This window comes from Methyloversatilis discipulorum (assembly GCF_018780585.1).
Lineage (GTDB): Bacteria > Pseudomonadota > Gammaproteobacteria > Burkholderiales > Rhodocyclaceae > Methyloversatilis > Methyloversatilis discipulorum_B.
This window is the reverse complement of record NZ_JADMJL010000011.1, coordinates 43,113-59,499: the sequence shown is the minus strand read 5'-3', so window position 1 is coordinate 59,499 and position 16,387 is coordinate 43,113. Positions and strand designations below refer to the sequence as shown.

The 16,387-nt window shown below is 65.6% G+C and carries 14 protein-coding genes and 1 tRNA gene; 2 read left to right on the top strand and 13 right to left on the bottom strand.

The annotated features are described in order from the left end of the window. Positions 1-149 precede the first annotated feature (149 nt). The 3 genes from IV112_RS04295 to senB all read right to left on the bottom strand — a co-directional run bounded on the left by IV112_RS04295 (position 150) and on the right by senB (position 2,358). Positions 150-234 (bottom strand) — tRNA-Leu (locus IV112_RS04295). A gap of 40 nt (positions 235-274) precedes the next feature. Continuing rightward, entirely contained in the window at positions 275-1,342 is a 1,068-nt protein-coding gene (gene selD, locus IV112_RS04290) for a selenide, water dikinase SelD (protein WP_438362227.1), read from the bottom strand. Between the two features lie 26 nt (positions 1,343-1,368). Next, positions 1,369-2,358 (bottom strand): selenoneine biosynthesis selenosugar synthase SenB, encoded by a 990-nt coding sequence (gene senB / locus IV112_RS04285; RefSeq protein ID WP_304001180.1) that lies wholly within the window; start codon positions 2,356-2,358, stop codon positions 1,369-1,371. 13 nt (positions 2,359-2,371) lie between these two features. On the opposite strand from senB, the gene senA reads away from it, so the two are divergent. Further along, positions 2,372-3,583 (top strand): selenoneine synthase SenA, encoded by a 1,212-nt coding sequence (senA, locus tag IV112_RS04280; RefSeq protein ID WP_304001179.1) that lies wholly within the window; start codon positions 2,372-2,374, stop codon positions 3,581-3,583. An 11-nt stretch (positions 3,584-3,594) separates the two neighbouring features. Here the strand turns inward: senA and egtD are convergent, their stop codons facing one another. After that, complete coding sequence (gene egtD / locus IV112_RS04275; RefSeq protein ID WP_304001178.1) at positions 3,595-4,560, bottom strand: L-histidine N(alpha)-methyltransferase; 966 nt, start codon at positions 4,558-4,560, stop codon at positions 3,595-3,597. 94 nt (positions 4,561-4,654) lie between these two features. Between egtD and IV112_RS04270 the strand changes: the two genes are divergently transcribed. Continuing rightward, positions 4,655-5,995, top strand: a complete 1,341-nt coding sequence (locus IV112_RS04270) for an ATP-grasp domain-containing protein (RefSeq protein ID WP_304001177.1) — start codon at positions 4,655-4,657, stop codon at positions 5,993-5,995. Here IV112_RS04270 and IV112_RS04265 read toward each other — a convergent pair. The 9 genes from IV112_RS04265 to IV112_RS04225 all read right to left on the bottom strand — a co-directional run bounded on the left by IV112_RS04265 (position 5,944) and on the right by IV112_RS04225 (position 16,239). Beyond that, positions 5,944-7,677, bottom strand: a complete 1,734-nt coding sequence (locus IV112_RS04265) for a sulfatase-like hydrolase/transferase (RefSeq protein WP_304001176.1) — start codon at positions 7,675-7,677, stop codon at positions 5,944-5,946. The two genes, IV112_RS04270 and IV112_RS04265, sit on opposite strands and share 52 nt — an antisense overlap. After that, on the bottom strand, positions 7,674-8,321 hold the full coding sequence (locus IV112_RS04260) for a class I SAM-dependent methyltransferase (RefSeq protein ID WP_304001175.1): 648 nt from the start codon (positions 8,319-8,321) through the stop codon (positions 7,674-7,676). The genes IV112_RS04265 and IV112_RS04260 overlap by 4 nt, the downstream gene beginning before the upstream one ends. A gap of 60 nt (positions 8,322-8,381) precedes the next feature. Then, positions 8,382-10,112, bottom strand: coding sequence for a sulfate adenylyltransferase subunit CysN (gene cysN / locus IV112_RS04255; protein ID WP_304001174.1), 1,731 nt, complete (start codon positions 10,110-10,112; stop codon positions 8,382-8,384). Then, entirely contained in the window at positions 10,113-11,015 is a 903-nt protein-coding gene (cysD, locus tag IV112_RS04250) for a sulfate adenylyltransferase subunit CysD (RefSeq protein WP_304001173.1), read from the bottom strand. A 170-nt stretch (positions 11,016-11,185) separates the two neighbouring features. Continuing rightward, positions 11,186-11,599 (bottom strand): phasin family protein, encoded by a 414-nt coding sequence (locus IV112_RS04245; protein ID WP_304001172.1) that lies wholly within the window; start codon positions 11,597-11,599, stop codon positions 11,186-11,188. A gap of 494 nt (positions 11,600-12,093) precedes the next feature. Further along, positions 12,094-12,648: a sugar transferase gene (locus tag IV112_RS04240; RefSeq protein ID WP_304001171.1), complete on the bottom strand. Its 555-nt coding sequence runs from the start codon at positions 12,646-12,648 to the stop codon at positions 12,094-12,096. Beyond that, positions 12,632-13,579, bottom strand: a complete 948-nt coding sequence (locus tag IV112_RS04235; RefSeq protein WP_304001170.1) for a UDP-glucose 4-epimerase family protein — start codon at positions 13,577-13,579, stop codon at positions 12,632-12,634. Before IV112_RS04235 ends, IV112_RS04240 begins: the two co-directional genes overlap by 17 nt. After that, the gene (locus tag IV112_RS04230; protein ID WP_304001169.1) at positions 13,576-14,766 is read right to left on the bottom strand and encodes a glycosyltransferase family 4 protein; all 1,191 of its coding nucleotides are present in this window, start codon (positions 14,764-14,766) and stop codon (positions 13,576-13,578) included. The genes IV112_RS04235 and IV112_RS04230 overlap by 4 nt, the downstream gene beginning before the upstream one ends. A 3-nt stretch (positions 14,767-14,769) precedes the next feature. After that, positions 14,770-16,239 carry a heparinase II/III family protein gene (locus IV112_RS04225; RefSeq protein WP_304001168.1) on the bottom strand — a complete coding sequence of 490 codons (1,470 nt, stop codon included), beginning with the start codon at positions 16,237-16,239 and terminating at the stop codon, positions 14,770-14,772. Positions 16,240-16,387 lie beyond the last annotated feature (148 nt).

Here is a 16,387-nt window from a genome sequence, read left to right as displayed (position 1 = left end):
CACGCGGATGCGGTGGGAGGGACCTTCTGACCGCGACAGCAGCCTGAACCGAAGCCGGCGGACCGCGGCGACCCAGTCGCGGCCAAGGCCGCGCCCACAGGGAAATGCGCCAGTTCGGCGAACTGAGCCTGAGGCGACTGGTCCTGCATTGGTGCCCGGAACGGGACTTGAACCCGTAAGCCTTGCGGCGGCGGATTTTAAGTCCGCTGTGTTTACCAGTTTCACCATCCGGGCGGACGGAACGGCGGCGAGTATGCCACCGATGAGACGTGAATCAGCCGGCGCGCACGACCGGCGCTGCGCTGCGATCACCGACGCGACCGATCACGGTGGCCGCATCGAAGCCGTGACGGCGGAAGGTGGCGATCACCGCATCCAGCGCGTCCGGCGTGCAGGACACGAGCAGGCCGCCGCTGGTCTGTGGATCGGTGAGCAGTGCGCGATCTTCCGCCGCGAAGCCGTCGGCCAGCACGACGCGCTCGCCGTAGCCGGCCCAGTTGCGGTTCGATGCGCCGGTGACGAAGCCCTGCGCTGCGAGTTCGCGCGTGCCGGCATGCAGCGGCACTGCCGACCAGTCGATCGACACGTCGCAGCCTGAACCGCGCGCCAGCTCGAGCGCGTGGCCGGCAAGTCCGAACCCCGTCACGTCGGTCAGCGCATGCACGCCGGGCAACGCCGCCAGATCCGGCCCCGGTGTGTTCAGCTTGGTGGTGCTGGCGATCATGCGCGCGTAGCCGGCCTCGTCCAGCGCACCCTTTTTCAGCGCGGCCGACATGACGCCGACGCCGAGCGGCTTGCCCAACACCAGCACATCGCCCGGCTGCGCGTCGGCATTGCGGCGGATGCGATCCGGGTGGGCGATGCCGAGCGCCACCAGACCGTAGATCGCCTCGACCGAATCGATGGTGTGGCCTCCGGCGACGACGATGCCGGCCTCGCGGCAGACCGACGCCCCACCTTCCAGGATGCGGCCTATGGTCGTCGTCGACAGTACGTTGATCGGCATGCCGACCAGCGCCAGCGCGAGGATGGGCCGGCCGCCCATCGCATAGACGTCGCTGATCGCGTTGGTGGCGGCGATGCGGCCGAAGTCGAACGGGTCGTCGACGATGGGCATGAAGAAATCGGTGGTCGCGATCAGCGCCTGTTCGTCGTTGAGGCGATACACCGCCGCATCGTCCGACGTTTCGATGCCCACCATCAGTTCCGGCGGCACCGGCATCGCCGCAGTGTGCTTCAGTATCTCGGACAGCACGCCGGGCGCGATCTTGCAGCCACAGCCGCCGCCATGCGAGAGGGAAGTCAGTCGGGGTTCGGTGCTCGCTGCCTGCGCTTCGTTCATCTGTCCATCCAGTTCTTGCGGGGTTGTCATGCGGTCGCGACGCCATGTCGCGGGCCGAAGGATGCCAGACATCCGTCGACCAGCGCGACCAGTGCCGCACGCTCTCGTTCGGGTGCGAACAGCGGCGCGCGCGCGGCGCACTGCCGGTCGAGCCGGGCCAGCCAGCCGGCATCGTCGCGTGCGCGGGCGATGCATGCGGCCAGCGCCGCCGCGTCGCCCACCTCGAAACAGCCATCGTAGTCCTCGCCGAGCAGGCCGACGTTGCCGTCGATGCGCGACGCGATCACCGGCACGCCGCAGCGCACTGCCTCGATCACTGTATGTGCGCCGCCCTCCATGCGGCTCGGATGCACCAGCACGCTGGCGCGCGCCAGCCGACGCAGCGTGTCGCCGTGCGTCAACCCGCCCAGCCAGCGATAGTGCGGGCATTCGTGCATCAGCGTGCGCGCCCGCTCGCCCAGCGCGGGATCCAGCGCCCCGCCGATGTGGTCGATGCGGATATCGGTGCGCATGCGCAGCCGGCGCACCGCATCGAACAGCGTGTCCGGCGCCTTCTCGATGCGCAGGTGGCCTATCATCAGCGCGCGCAGATGGCGCGTCGGCGGTGCAACGCGTGCGCGCACCGGCGTCGATTGCAGCAGCACGCTGCAGCGTGCGCGCAGCGCCGGCGGCAGCGCACGCGCGCCGAGCGTGTTCAGCGTGATCAGGCGATCGGCAATGGCGAGCGAATGCCGGGCCGAGGCGTCGCAGTCGATGTCGCGGTACAGATCGGTGCCGGTCAGCGCGAGCAGCAGCGGACGCGACGGGTGTGCCTTCCGCCACGCAGTGGCGGCTGCGGCGGAACGGCGGGCGTGCAGTGCGATCATCAATACCTCGTCGCCGCCCTGCCAGTCGGATACCAGCCGCACGTCAAAACGCGGCCGCAGCATGGCGGCCCAGCGACGTGCGGTGCGCCAGTTGCCGTTGTTGGCGTCGGCCAGCGCCGGCGTGACGATGACGATGGATGGACGGGACATGGACGTGTGTTCGATGGAGGCCTCAGATCAATCGGCGGTCGCGCGTCGCGGAGACCGCACGGCTCTCGCGGCAGCGCTGCGCGCGAGCCGCGATGACACGCTGGCCCGTTTCGCCGACTATCGGCGCGCCCGCCCGACACTGCGCATTCCGGTCCACGAAACGCTGAATCCGCCGCTGTGGGAGCTGGGTCACATCGGATGGTTCCAGGCGTGGTGGACGCTGCGCAATCCGCTTTATCTGAAGGGCGTGCGTGCCGACCCCGACGTCGCGCGCACGCCGCCGCTGCGGGCCAACGCCGACGCGCTGTACGACTCCAGCCGCGTGCCCCACGCGAGCCGCCCCACCCTGCCGCTGCCGGACGCCGATACGACGCTGGACGATCTCGCCCGGCAACTGGACGGTGTCCTTTCGCTGCTGGCAGGCGTGCCGGACGATGGCGACGACGCGCTCTACTTCTTCCGCCTGTCGTTGCTGCACGAGGACATGCACCACGAAGCCGCGCTGTACATGGCGCAGCAGCTTGACATCGCGGTGGACGACCCGCGCTGGCAGCCGACAGCGGCCGGCGCACGCGACACGCTGTCGGTGCCCGCAGCCCGCCACCTGCTCGGCAGCAGCGAAGACGGCTTCGCCTTCGACAACGAACTGTGCGCGCACACGGTGAACGTGCCGGCGCTGGACATCGACAGCGCCGCAGTGAGCTGGCGCGACTACCTGCCCTTCGTCGATGCCGGCGGCTACGAAGACCCGCGCTGGTGGAGCGCCGACGGCTGGCGCTGGCGCATGGCGCAGGGGCGCACGCAGCCGCGCTACCTGAGACGCACCGGCAGCTGCTGGGAGCGCTGCACATACGGTCGCTGGCAGGTGCTGGGCGCGGACACCGCAGCCTGCCACCTGAGCGCCTACGAAGCCGAAGCGTGGTGTCGCTGGGCCGGCCGCCGGCTGCCGACCGAAGCGGAGTGGGAGTGTGCTGCACTGAGCGCGCCGGATCGCTTCCGCTGGGGCGCCGTATGGGAATGGACGGCCAGCGACTTCCTGCCCTACCCCGGCTTCGCGCCGCATCCCTATCGCGACTATTCGGCGCCGTGGTTCGGTGACCGCCGCGTGCTGCGCGGCGCCTCCTTCATGACGCAGCCGCGCATGCGCGACCCGCGCTACCGCAACTTCTTCCGGCCCGAGCGCGACGACGTGCCGGCCGGCTTCCGCAGCTGCGCGATCCGCTGACACGGCACGTCTCAGGCGCATGCGAGGAACACGCCGAACCGGTCGCACGCGTCGGTCCAGCAGCTCATGTCGCGGAAACCGGCTTCGCGCAGCAGCGCGTCGAAGCGCTCGCGCGTCCATTTCCATGAGTGTTCGGTGAGGATGCGCTCGCCAGCGGCGAAACGGCGCTCGCCGCCCGGCCAGTGCACGGTGAGCGACTGGCGCGCCTCCAGGTGCATTTCGATGCGCGAACACGCCGGATCGAAGAAGGCGACGTGGCGCCAGTCGGCGATGCGGAAATCGGTGCCGGCGATGCGGTTCAGATGGCGCAGCACATTCAGGTTGAATGCGGCGGTCACCCCGAGCGCGTCGTCGTAGGCGGCGTCGAGCACGGCCTTGTCCTTGACCAGATCGACGCCGATCAGCAGCGCGCCGCCGCGGGCCACCGTGCGCGCTTCGCGCAGCAGGCGCAGCGCCTCGTCCGGCGCAAAGTTGCCGATGCTGGAGCCAGGGTAGAACACCAGCGCCGGCCCGTCGTACACCGCGGCTGGCAGTGCGAGGGCGGCGGAGAAGTCGAGGCCGACACCCACCATGTCCATGTCCGGATGGGCGCGCTGCAGGCACTCGAGCGAGTGCTTCAGGAAGTCGACCGAGATGTCGACCGCGACGTAGCGGTGCGGCGCGAACAGCGGAAACAGCTTCGCCGCCTTGGCACAGCTGCCGGCACCGAGGTCGATCAGATCGTGCGCCGGGCCCGCGTGCGCGCGCAGCCGCGCTGCCATGTCGGCGGCGTGGGCGTCGAAGATGGCGGCCTCGGTGCGCGTCGGGTAGTACTCGTCCAGTTCGGTGATCGCCTCGAACAGCCGCGAACCCAGTGCGTCGTAGAAATACTTCGGCGACACCCGCGCCACCGGCGCCTGCAGACCGCCCCACAGCGCCGGCATCTGCCCCGCGTCGTCGACCGGCTGCAGCTGGATGAAACGCGGCGTGCGCACCATGGTCCATTCCCCTCGTATTCTGTGCACTGCGCGGGCGGCCGATTGCCCGCAGTGGATCCCGCCGGCGCGACCGGCCACTCGCCAAGGATGATACGTGCCCTCCAGACCGCGCGCCGGCCTGCTGTTCGCCTACGACTGGGATCGCATCGGCTTCGCGCGCTCAGGCGCGGGCCACGACTTCGACCACGCGGGCTTCGATCTGTTTTCGTTCCCGTCCAGTCTGCGGTTGATCGGTTTCGACCTCGAACGCTTCGCCGAGCGCACCGCGGCGCGCGCACGACGGCGCGGCTGGTCGGCAGTGCTGTCGCACCAGGAGGCCTTCGGTGCACTGGCAGCCGCGCTGGTCGCAGAAAGGCTGGACCTGCCCTGCGCGCCGCCCGAAGCCATCCTGGCGGCGCAGCACAAGCTGCACGCGCGGCGCGTGCTGCAAGCCGTCGCGCCAGAGGCCTGCCTGCGTTTCGCCGCGCTGGACATGGCGTGTGGCGACGACGTGCCGACAGGGCTGCCGGCCGGCTTTGCCTACCCGGTCTACGCGAAGCCGATCAAGGCGGCCTTTTCCGTGCTGGCGCGCGAAGTCGGCAGCCGCGAGGTGCTGCAGGCGCACACCCGCTTCGACGTGGCCGAGCGCTGGATCATCCGACGTTTGATCGAACCTTTCGACCGCGTCTGCCGCGCGCGTCTGTCCGCGGCCGGCAGCGCGCACCGCATGCTGCTGGAGGAGCCGATCGATCCGGCGACGCCGCAGTTCAATCTCGACGGCTGGGTGTTTGACGGACAGGTGCATGCGCTGGGCGTGGTCGACGCCATCATGCACCCGGGCACCCAGGCCTTCATGCGCTGGGAACTGCCCAGCCGGCTGCCCGCCTCGGTGCAGGTGCGCGCGCTCGACGTGGCACGCCGCTTCCTTGGCGCGATCGGCTACGACCACGGTTTCTTCAACCTGGAGTTCTTCTACGACGATGCGCGCGACCGGCTTACCGTGATCGAGTGCAATCCGCGTCTGGCGTCGCAGTTTTCCGACCTCTACCTGCGCGTGCACGGCATCGACGCCCACGCCTGGTCGCTCGCACTGGCGCACGGCGAGGACCCGCGCCTGCTGCGTCGTGAGACGCCACGTGCCCGTGTCGCGGCCAGCCTGGTCTATCGCGCCTTCGACACGGCCACCGTGCCGCCGATGCCCGACACGGCGCGGCGTGCGCGCTTCGCCGAGGCCTTTCCGGACGGCCTGCTGTTCGCTTTCGGCCGCCGCGGCCGGGCGCTGCGGCGCGACCTGAAATGGACCGGCAGCCACCGCTACGGCATCGTCCATCTGGACGGCGCCGACGCGGCCGAACTGCGCGCACGGGCGGAAACGGCCAGTGACCTGCTCGGCTGGCGCGCGCCCTATCGCGACGACGCAGTGGAAGCAACACCGGCCGCGCTCGACGTCGCCTGAGCGGTCAGCGCCGAAGACTGCGAGGCGAGGCCGAGCCGCGCGATCGGCAGATCGCCGGACGCGCGCAGCAGCAGGGTCGTCAGGTCGTGCAGACCGCCGACGGCTGCGCGCGGCGGCGTCAGCCCGGGCTGGAAGCCCTGTGCGACGAAGCGCGCGAGCAATTCGGGGTCGCGCGACACGATGTGCACCGGCACGTCCCACGACGCGCCTTCGCCGCTGACGCCGGCCACCGGCTGGTGATCGCCGGCCAGCACGTAGAGCGTGTCGCGCGGTGGCGCCCGTCGCAGGTGGTCGCCCAGCCAGCGGTAGGTGTACTCGATGGTTCCGATGTAGTCCGGGAACATGTTCAGCCAGTCTGGCTTCTTCGCCAGCGCGCGTGCCGCATCGACCGGATCGAAGGGCGTGTCGCCGAGCAGGCGGTCGATGTCGGGCTGGAAGGGCGGCACCGGCGAGAACGGCAGATGGCTGGTGATGGTCGGGAAGAACACGAAGCGCGGCGGCGCGTCGGCCTCACGCGGGTGCAGCTGTTCGAATCGCTCGGCCGAATACTGGTCAGGAATCTTCCAGTAGCCTATTTCGGGACCCGGGTAGCGCAGGTCGCGGCCGTCGATGAACACGTCGTAACCGTAGAACACGCGTTCCGGCCACTCCCAGAACAGCGCCGGATAGAAGCCGTACGTGCGGTAGCCGTTGCGCCGGAACAGGGTGATCAGCGTCGGTCGCTCGGTCGTGACCAGCAGGTCGTGTCGCCGCGGGTCACTCAGATCGAGGCCGGAGAGCATGCCGAGCTGTGCAAGATCGGACGCGCCGCCGAAGGTGGGCGAGCGCATGAAAGCCGACACCACCTGCCAGCCGCCGGCAGCCAGGTCCTGCGCAAGACGGTCGCGCGCCGGCTGCAGCAGACGCGCCGCCTGCGCATCGTCGTAGACCACGGCGCCGTAGGACTCGAGCGGCATCAGATAGACGTCGCGACCGCGCAGCGCGCTCAGCGCACGGCCCGGCGGCTGCGCCAGCGCGTCGTTCAGCGCCGGCACCTGCGGCAGCGCGCGCGCCACCGCCTCCGGCGACATCAGCGTGGCAAGCAAAGTGGCCTGCCGCCAGTAGGTCGGCGTGATCGGCCGCGACACCACCGGCCAGGTTGCCTCGACGCCGGCCAGATTGGCGGCCACCAGCAGCATCGCCAGCGCGGTCGCGACGCGCGACCAGCGGTGACGCAGCGCATACGGAACCGCCCGGTGCGCGATCTGCCCGACCAGCGCACGCGCGCCGCGCCACAGTGCCCAGCTGAGCAGCGAAATCGCTGCCAGCGCACCGACGCTCACCCACCAGGGCAGGCCCTGCGCCGTCACCCAGAGAAAGCGTGGAATCTGCTGGCCATCCCAGAACAGATTGACCGGCCGGCCAAACAGGCCGGGCACGGTCACGTCGGCATAGCGACCGAGCGCGAACAGCAGGAACAGCGCAGTAAAGACCGTAAGTGCGCGAGCCGGCAGGCGGCCATAGCGGGCAACTACCACCATCAGTGCCAGCCACAGGCCGACGAACTCCGGCGACAGCCGGTGATCCGGCACGATGAAGGGCGTGGGCCACAGATTGTTGGCGCTGAGCAGCGCGTTGCCGAGCAGCAGCGCGGCCAGCGCGACGATGGCCTGCTGCGGGCCCGACGCGCGTCTGTCGGTCATTCCGGCACGCGGCCGCGGGCCAGATAGCCCATGCCGTACTGCGTGATCGTGATCGACCAATCGACCAGGCGCGGTGCGATGCGATCCCACGGCGCACGCAGCTCGCCCGGCGCGCCGTTGTAGCCGTGGTTCTTCAGATAGACCCAGAGGTTGAGCGGCGCCAGCCAGCGCGGGAAATACTTGATGCCGGCGATTGCCACCACGGTGCCCGGTCGCGCGCAGGCCAGCAGGCTGTCGATCGCGCTATGCGAGCGCAGGATGTCGTGGGTGTAGTGGAACAGCAGCGCATCGACCCGGTCCGGCAAGCGCAGGCCCTGCGCCGCGGTTTCGAACAGTTCGACGTTGTCCCAGCCGGCCTCTGCCACGCGGCGGCACGCCTGCGCCAGCATGTCCGGGCTCTGGTCGAAGCCATAGACCCGCCCGGTATCGCCGACGGCAGCCCGCAGCAACGGCAGGCTGAGCCCGGTGCCGCAGCCGACGTCGAGCACCGACTGACCGGCTTGCAGGCCGAGCAGTGCAATCGCGCGTTCGCGGATCGGCCAGGTCGGTCCGCAGGTGGCGTCATAGCCGGCGGCACGCCTGCGGTACTTCTCGATCGACGCGGCGCGGACCGCGTCCTCGTCTGCGGGAGGTTGGGCGCTCATCGCGGCTCCGGCGTCGGTGGGAGGGAGGGCCGGGCGCGCAGCGCGCGTCCGGCCTGTCGCTCAACTCAGACGTCCGGCGCGGCGCAGGGTTTCGACGATCTGTTCGACCACTTCTTCCGCCGCGCCGGCAGCCAGCACGAGACGCTGGCCGCTGGCGTCCAGCGCGGCCTGCGCGGCGCCGGCGTCGATCTTCAGTTCGACGTGCTCGCCAGACGGCAGTGCGGCAACCAGGCTGTCCGGCTGCGCCGAGTCGGCGTCGATCACCACCACCAGACCGGCATCGAGCAGGATGCCGGCGATGCGCGGCAGATCTGCGGTGGCAGCCGGCAGCGTGATGGTGTGGCGGCCGAGCGACATGAGTTTCTGTTCAAGCTTGTCGGCGGCGATGCCTTCGCCTGCCCACAGCAGCAGCGGCGACTGCTGCTTCAGTGCAGCGCGTGCAGCGCGACCGGTTTCCAGGCGCGTCCAGCTCAGGTCGCGCGGTCGGCTGCGAGCGCCATGCAGCAGGCCGGCGCCGACCGTGTTGTTGGTCAGGCGATCGATCAGGATGAAGCTGCCGGTATCACGCACCGACTCGTACGGATCGAAGGCAAGCAGTCGGTCCGTGAGCAGCGACACGCGGCCGATCTCGTTCAGTGCAAGCGCGGCGGTGGCGGAGCGCTCCATCGTATTCACGTTCACACGGTATTCGATCGCATTGACGGTGGCGCCGACCGTACGGGTGCCGCACTTCATCAGATAGCTGCGACCGGTGGCCATGGCTTCATCGCTCATCCACACCAGCGTGGCGTCGAAGCTGTCGCCGATCAGTGCCGGCGTATCAGCGGCGACGATCACGTCGCCGCGCGAACAGTCGATCTCGTCGGCGAAGGTAACGGTGACCGACTGGCCAGCCACCGCTTCGCTCAGATCGTGCGTCGACAGCACGATGCGCTCGACCGTGGTGTCGCGGCCGGACGGCTGCACGCGCACGCGGTCGCCGGGACGCACGGTGCCGGAAGCGATCTGGCCGGAGAAACCGCGGAAGTCGAGATTCGGGCGATTGACCCACTGCACCGGCAGACGGAACGGACGCGCCTGCAGGTCGTCCTCGATCTGCACGGTTTCCAGGTGGTCCATCAGCGCCGGACCGGCGTACCACGGCGTGGCAGCGCTCTTCTCGATGATGTTGTCGCCCTTCAGCGCGGACATCGGGATGCACAGGATGTCGGAGAGGCCGATCTGCGCAGCGAAATCCCGGTAGTCCTTCTCGATGCGCTCGTACACGTCCTTCGAGTAACTGACCAGGTCCATCTTGTTGATGGCGACGACGACGCGCTTGATGCCGATCAGCGACACCAGGAAGCTGTGGCGGCGGGTCTGCGTCTGCACGCCGTGACGGGCGTCGACCAGGATGATGGCCAGATCGGCGGTCGAGGCGCCGGTGACCATGTTACGCGTGTACTGCTCGTGGCCCGGCGTGTCGGCGACGATGAACTTGCGCCGGTCGGTCGAGAAGAAGCGGTAGGCGACGTCGATCGTGATGCCCTGTTCGCGCTCCGCGGCCAGGCCGTCGACCAGCAGCGCGAAGTCGAGGTCGCCGCCCTGTGTGCCCACCTTCTTCGAGTCGGCTTCGAGCGCGGCCAGCTGGTCCTCGAACAGCATTTTCGATTCGTACAGCAGGCGACCGATCAGCGTGCTCTTGCCGTCGTCGACACTGCCGCAGGTGATGAAGCGCAGCAGGCTCTTGTGCTCGTGCTGGCGCAGGTAGGCCTCGATGTCCTGCGAAATGAGGTCGGAAACGTGTGCCATTTAGAAATAACCCTCTTGCTTCTTCTTTTCCATCGAACCGGAGGAATCGTGGTCGATCACGCGGCCCTGGCGCTCCGACGTCGTGGTCAGCAGCATTTCCTGGATGATGTCGGTCAGCGTGGCAGCGGTCGATTCGACCGCGCCGGTCAGCGGATAGCAGCCCAGCGTGCGGAAGCGCACGCTCTTCATCTGCGGCGTCTCGCCCGGACGCAGCGGCATGCGCTCGTCGTCGACCATGATGAGCGTGCCGTCGCGCTCGACCACCGGCCGTTCGGCCGCGAAGTACAGCGGGACGATGGGAATGTTCTCGAGGTGGATGTACTGCCAGATGTCCAGTTCGGTCCAGTTCGAGATCGGGAACACGCGGATCGATTCACCCGGATGCTTGCGCGCGTTGTACAGCTTCCACAGCTCCGGGCGCTGGCTCTTCGGGTCCCAGCGGTGCTGCGCGGTGCGGAAGGAGAAGATGCGCTCCTTGGCGCGCGACTTTTCCTCGTCGCGACGGGCGCCGCCGAAAGCGGCGTCGAACTTGTACTTGTCCAGCGCCTGCTTCAGGCCCTCGGTCTTCCACATGTCGGTGTGCAGCGCCGAACCGTGGTCGAACGGGTTGATGTTGCGTGCCTTGGCGTCCGGATTGATGTGCACCAGCAGGTCCATGCCGAGCTTGCGCGCCATTGCGTCGCGAAACTCGTACATCGCCTTGAACTTCCAGGTGGTGTCGACGTGCAGCAGCGGAAAGGGCGGGACCGACGGATAGAAGGCCTTGGCGGCGAGGTGCAGCATGACGGCGCTGTCCTTGCCGACCGAATAGAGCATGACCGGGTTTTCGGCCTCGGCCACCACTTCGCGCATGATGTGGATGCTCTCGGCTTCCAGCCGTTGCAGGTGCGTCAATGTACTCATCGTGTTGGGGAACCGGAAGGTGCGGAAATAGCGGGCCGCACGGCGTCGGACAGGCCGCCCGTGCGAAAGGGTCAGGATTTTACCGCGGCGCGGGGGTTCCCGGCGAATGCCGTGCAGGTCGCCACCGACAACCGCCGGAACGCATCGAACGGCGCCGCTCGGCGCCTCGGTCAGGCGCTCTGCGAGCGGCTGCGCGCAATCATGCCGCGGCGGTCGGGAAAGTTGATCACCACCGACCGGTGACGCCGGTCGGCAAACAGCACGTTGCCGCTGCTCAATGCCTCGGTCAGCGCCGGCGCCTGCTGCACCACCGAATCGCAAGCCAGGTCGACCAGCTCGTTCTGCACCTGCGACATGATGTGATAGGACTGCCGCGCGTGCTCGGCCATCTCTTCGAGCAAGGCACCGTAAAGCTGCGGCAACTGCCACAGCGCAGACATCGCCTCGGCGACTGTCTGCGGCGGCTCGATGGCCCGCATCTGGGTGGTCAGCGCGGAACTGACCGACTCGGCCTGCAGCTTGAGCAAGCGTTCACCGCCGTCGGCAAGGATGCTGACCAGACGCTTCGGCACGTCTGCAGTCACGGTCTCCTGAGCGTCGTACGCAATCTTCACTGTAACCCCCTGATTCGATCCGCCGTGCTGCCATGAAAAGGGACTTCCCCCGGCAGCACCCACTGCGCACATCATAGGCCGCTCGCGTCCGGATGCATAACCTCGCGCTGGGGTACCGCGACCTTACACAGGTATCCCTCGGGTGATGACGACAAATGCGCCACGACGGATCGCCCCGCAAGGCAAGCCAGCAGACGGTGAGTTCCGATCAGGACAACCAGTAGAGCTGCCACGGGCTGGAAAGGCATCCTTAAGTTGCAACCGTTGCGGCCGAGCATGAGCTGCCGCGGTGACTTCCGCGACTAGGTCATGGCCGAGAGCTTCTTCCAGTTCCGCAAGCGCGAACACGCGATCCGCCTGGGATACTCCGCCCAGCCATTCCCGGCAGACATCGAACGCCAGTGCCTCTTTGATCAACGGGAACCGTCGAGAAAGCCGGGGACGATGCGGACTGCCCCTCCGTCTCACCGAGGCATGATCCGATCGCCGCTACCCGACCCACCAATCGTTCTGAGGATGTAAGTGAAGTAAGACGTCAAATTCATCTCCCTCAGCATAAGTGCATCGGTTTCTGCAAGCAGTCTGGGCGTGGACATATCTATTCCCTTGATCTGAGCCAGGCCGGTGATGCCTGGCCGCGCATCGAAAACCCCTCGCGATGCGCGTTCGGTAATCAACTCGGTCTGATTGAACAAGCATGGCCTCGGGCCCACCAGACTCATTTCGCCCTTGAGTACGTTCCACAACTGTGGCAATTCATCCAGCTTGGTGCGACGCAAGATACGCCCCAACCTGGTCACGGCCGACGCATCCGCCAAATGAGAGGCTACGGATGCCGTACCTGGCCGCATGGTCCGGAACTTCACCAGAATAAATGGAGTTTGATGACGCCCCACGCGCTCCTGCCGGAATAGCGGGGACCCGGTGTCAAACAACCCCAACAGCCACAAAGGCACCAGAACAGGTACCCCCAGAATCAGTCCTGCCAGGGAAAGAACAACATCAAACAAACGAGTCATGCGTCGCCATCTTCTCTAATTGCTGATCCATCGAAACGACTGGCCCCCACCCGAGCAGCTCTCGCGCCTTAGAACTATCGACCACCAAGGACCCCAATAACCGGTCGGCCACCGCGCTCTTGCCCAGCGCGCAGGCAACTACCCGCATCAAGCGCCTCGGCACCGGTATCAATCTCGGACGTACGCCGTATGCCTTCGCAACCTTGCGCAAGAGTTCGACTGTCGAAACATCCTCACCATCTGAAAGCAAGAACACCTCATTCGCAGCGCGAGGAGATCGCTCGGGATCTGCGCACAGGGCGATGAAATCGGTCAGATTGTCCAGCGCCAGCAGCGAGCGCAGATTGCAGACGGCCCCCAGCGGCAAGGGAATGCCCCTGCGCAGCCAACGCGCCATGGAGGCGAAGTTGCCTTTGACGCGCGGACCATAGACCAGGGGAGGTCGGATAATCACAACTTCAATTCCGGTTTCATGGGCCAGAGCCATCAAGCCTTGCTCGGCTTCAAGCTTTGACTGTCCATAAGCATCTTCGGGCGCAGGTTCATCGCTTTCCCGAAACGGCCGATCTGGTGTCGAACGCTCACCGTTTACCTTGATCGAACTGATGAAAACGAAACGTCGCACACCCACCTGCGCGGCCTGCCGAGCCAAGGCCAGCGTGCCCCGCACATTGACCTTGCGGAACTCCTCCAGTGGATTCGGAAATTCTTCATTCATTACATGTACCCGCGCCGCGAGATGAATAACCGCGTTGCAGCCAGAGAGAACCTCCATCCATTCGGATTGGCCATCAATCTCGGGAATAATCACCTCGCCGCTCATTCCGGCACTGCGCCTGACCACTGGAACCATCTGATGGCCGCGTGCGCTCACCACCTCACACAATGAACGACCCACAAATCCAGCGGCCCCGGTAATCAGCACTTTCACGGATTACCGCCACGGCCAACCGAAACAATGTCCATGGCCAGTTCCCGCATGATTGCCCGTCTTTGATATTTACGGACGAAATCCTTGCGACCGACCAGCCTCATCTGCAGTCGGGCTAAAGCCTGAATAGCTCCATCCACGTCGCACGGCGGAAAAACTTGCGCATTTTCAACTTCTTCACTGATGAATTTGGCGGCATATCCCGCCACACCTGCGCAGATCGGCTTCCCGGTCGCCGCATATTCGAAAATTTTGGAGGGCAGAACCTTACGGAATGCATTGTGATCGTTCAGATGAAGAAAAAGCACATCAGCATTTTGATAGGCCACAATCAGCTCATCGCGATTGACCGGATCCAGCAAGGTTACGTTATCGGCCTCATGTTCTTCCAGCGCCTTTTTCAACTGGTTCTTGCGACCACCATCTCCTATGACCGTGAAGTTCGCACGTTCCCGCAACGCTCGTGCCAATCCGGGCAATATTGAATGCAGCCCCTGCCCCTCCCCTAGATTGCCCGCATACAGCACTGAAAGCGGCCGATCCAACGACGAAATTCCGTCTGTAGGCGCCAGTGTAGACACGATGAACTCATCGTCAATTCCATTGGGAAAGAACGAAAACTGCTGCCTGGAATATCGCTGTGAAAAGTAGGGTTCGAATCCGCGCGACACCAGATTCACCTTGGCTGCAGTACCAATGGCATAACGTTCCAGAAACGAAAAAAGCCCTCCGAGCGGAAGGGCCAACCACCGCGGCAGTATGTCCCGGATCGTATCGACAAAGATGTCACGAATGTCCAGATACAGCGGCGCCTTCTGACTGCGGGCGATACGGGCGCCAAGCACGGCGGTCATCAGTCTGGATGACGTAGCGAAGACCAGATCGTATTCGTGATTGCTCACATACGCGTGCACCCTGCGCGCATAGGTCAGAAAGACCTTCGATTGATCCCGCATTCCGCTCTTGTGCGATGGCAGAAGAATCCGGCGAACGGAGATCCCCTCAGCGTCTTCGATCTCTGGGGCCTCTGCACTGTAGCTGGAGTAGCGATTCGGCATGGTGGTGATGACGTCGATCTGGGAGCCAGCCGGAAGCTGCGCCCGCAGGGCCCGGATCAGTGCCGCCGCACGGAACGAGCCCGCGCACAGGTCCGGCGTGTAATAGAAGCTCAGGAAAAGGATGCGCATGTGTCAGGCCGGCCAGGTGAGTCTGGTCAAGAACTGCGTTGGCAATGGTCCCTCATAGACTCCCGAGAGGCAGACGTTAGCCTCTGAAACGCCGAAACGTGGGTGCCAGGATCCGCACTTCACTGACCAGCGCAGCCGGTCGTCACCTACGAAGTCAAGCGCGAACACGCCCCTGTTGCACAGGACCACGAAAACATTGGGGCCGGCTGCTTGAAGGTGGATGCTCGGGTGAAAGTGAAAAAAGACCTCAACCAGATGGTGGCCGTCCCCCTCAACGACGTCCTTCACTTCAAAACCTTGATCGCCCAATGCCCAGTACCGTCGGTGAATGGGATGGCCGCAAATTCGCCGGTATCCGTCGTGCGCAGCCTGCAACTGGCATTCTGGCAACGCATCAAATCGCTCCACTGTAACGCGGGCCCTGCGTGCGACCCGAAAACCGGACCAGACCTCGGATGAATCGACGCCGTCCAGCCGCAGGGTATTGTGAGCCGCGGTTCCTCGCTGCCGCAGGCGCTCCGTCCCGAGGCCATAGACGGACGTTCCCGAATTGACCAGAACACGCCGTCCATGGAGCGAAAACTCGAAACTCAGGCTGTCGGCATGCGCGTGACCGGGCAAATAGTCAGGCCCAATCGCCGCGACGTCCGCGAGCACAACGGCGCCGTTTCTCTCCAGTCGGGCATAGCCGCTCGCCTCAAGCAAGCGGGAGCCGGCCCCTTCCGGTCTCTGCACAAAACCGAGGCCAGCCGCATAGTGCTCCAAGTCTTCGAGACGAGGTGCCACGCCGAAGGCTGCGTCATTAAAAAAGGAGATTCCTCCATCTGGATGGCACATCACTCTGAGCCAATCGAACATACGCGCCGTAGCATCCTGCCAGGCGTCAGGAGGTTGCATTTGGAACGCCGAATGGAGATTCATGAGGTCCAGAAGGCCTTCGAGGATCAGGCCGTGATACATGGGACTCAGTTCGAAATGCCCCCCGTCGGGCAATATCTGCTCCTGAATCTGCCGATCAAGCAGCTTTCTCCCGAGTGAGAACCACTCCAGAGCCTCCTTTCCTGAAAAAAACAGCCCCGCAAAAACCAGTGCTTTGGCGTTTTCGAACAGGTGATTGCCCAACAGGTGGAATTCAAGCCTCCGGCGCAAGTGCCGGACCTGAACTGCGAGGCTGTGAGCCGCCTGCGAGCTCAGGTCATGCCCCGCCAGCGCCCACTTGATCCAGTTCACGATGCGCAGGGAAAGTGGGTAAGGCTCCCAGCCATTTCCATGTACTGGAGGATTCTCGCAAATCCAGCGTTGGATCACGCCGTCATGCCAGGCTCTCCGCTCTTCGGCGTCCCTCGCATTCAGGTCATCGAAGTAATGCAGGTTATAGAGCCAGAGCTTGTCGAGATCGGTGCCATTCCAAGCATCGGGAAATGTGAGCGCTCTTTCGTCATTCAGAAAACGAAAGCGCGTCGGCCCCAGCATTGCGGGCTCCCGCCAACGATGCACGTGCCAATGTCCCCCAACAAGTCGCCGTGGAGGTGGAACGCGCAGATCCGGTCGCGGCCGATGCAGACGGTGACGGATACGGCCAGCGATCTGCGCCGGCCTGAGATGCTTCAGCGTATGGTAG